This is a genomic window from Staphylococcus sp. HMSC65H10 (genome assembly GCF_001839185.1).
In the GTDB taxonomy this organism is placed as follows: Bacteria; Bacillota; Bacilli; order Staphylococcales; family Staphylococcaceae; genus Staphylococcus; species Staphylococcus simulans.
In genome coordinates this window covers 1-1,932 of sequence record NZ_KV840296.1, presented here as the reverse complement: position 1 = coordinate 1,932, position 1,932 = coordinate 1, and the positions used below count along the sequence as shown (strand labels likewise).

Genomic DNA, 1,932 nt, shown 5'->3' with positions numbered 1-1,932 from the left:
ATCTTTAGCATATAACAGGACACTTAAATTTTTTTATAAAACCTACAGTACTTTTAATTTCTGATTTTCTTGTGTTATCTCCTAATATTTTTACTATATGTTTCTCCTTTTTCCAAATTTTAACGATAGTGGGATTTAAACTTGCTTGTAATAACAGTAATGTTAAACCGTAACTGGTTGATAGTTGTCCTTTTTTAGTATTCAAAGTTAGTATACAATAAAAATTAAAGGAGTGAAATTGATGGTTAAAATTGCTAGATGCTTTTCTGTTTTCTTGTTTATTTTTATTATTTCTTTAACATTTTCCAATACTTTAAATGCAGAATCTTATTTAAATAGAACTGTTAATGAAAGAAGTGCTGGTATTATGGAAGTGCAAGAGTTGGTCCAACAAATAAATAATAGTGAATTAAGTTTTATTAGATTAGATAAAATTAATACTAATATTTCTGGTATTGGAATACTATCCAATACAAAAAATAAAGTTTATGGAACTGCTTTTGTTATAGATGACCACACACTTCTAACCAATAATCATGTAGTAGAAAAAGGATTTGGTGTTGTCAATAAGGCAATGTATGACCCAGAAAGACCATCAAATTTAAAATTTATGCCTTCAAGAGATGCCAACAATATCCCTTATTCTTTCACTATTAAAGATATAAAAATGATAAAAGGGGTAGATGTTGCTGTTGTTCATACTAATGAAAAAGTAACTGATAAAGTCACACCTTTAAAAATAGCTAATGAACAAAATATAAAAAATATGAAATCAAGAGACAAGATTACTACATATGGTTATCCTTCAAAAGAATATTTAGGTAATGACTTTATCAATGATTCTAGGTATAAAATGTATAAATCTGATGGTTTTTATTTGTTGAAAGTTAATAGTGATGACCCTCAATTTTACTCAAAAATGATTATACGAATGGGGAACTCTGGATCTCCTATATTAAATTCTAATAATGAGGTTGTAGGAATTAATTCTGGGGGCATGAATAATACAAATGCCAATGCTACAGTGAGAGCTAAAAATGAATTGGCATATGTATTTAGTTTTACAGATTATGTTAGAAAAGAAATATTGGATAATAGTTATTGATATTATAATTGATTAATGAAAATTTAATAAATACAATGATTTTCATTCTAAGTGGCTAGCCAAACCTTAATTTTACTTGTGATAAGAGAAATACATTTGACGAACAAAAAATAATGATAGCCACATAAGTGACGATTAATGCAGGTTGTTAACTTGGGTTAATCCCAAGTTAACAACCAATCCAAATCATTACTTTCGATATTGTGAAGTCAAAAGAAAATTTTATTGCAAGTAAAATTAAGGTGGTCGTATTCTTGTTATATTAGTAATGAATAATATATAGAACAGGAGAATTAAATATGGAAATGAACAATTTTGAAAGCTATAAGATTATTGAAGATGATTTATTTATTAGTTTGGTGTGTTTACAAAATCCAGAAAAGTATTTTGTTATTGGCTATAAGGACTAATTTTTTTTATGAACCTAGGGGGATACTACGACGAAAAATGCAATGTTCATTTGTACATCACACCTCCTTTCCGCACAGGAAGTGCCTTACAAGTATAATATAACAGTTGAATATTTGACGAATACATGAGCTTTCAAACTAAAATATACAAAGTATCGAATGTATACACGTACAAACTACATAAAAATACAAAATATTAACTCATGAAAATGACTGAAAACGCATCAGAACAATGATGTATAAAACCTGCATAAACGATAATTATAAGAAAAAGGCTTAAACGTTGATTTAACAACGTTTAAGCCTTTTGAGTTAGTTGACATAATTAAATAAATATGGGTAGTTAGTTTGTATACTCTATTCACTTTATCTATATATTAAAGATAATTTTCCTCGATGTATCTTGCAACTGCATTA

Annotated in this window: 1 protein-coding gene; it reads left to right on the top strand. The window is 27.4% G+C overall.

The window, feature by feature from the left end:
• Positions 1-241: 241 nt before the first annotated feature.
• On the top strand, positions 242-1,105 hold the full coding sequence (locus tag HMPREF3270_RS00070; RefSeq protein ID WP_070848060.1) for a trypsin-like serine peptidase: 864 nt from the start codon (positions 242-244) through the stop codon (positions 1,103-1,105).
• The last annotated feature ends 827 nt before the right edge of the window (positions 1,106-1,932 follow it).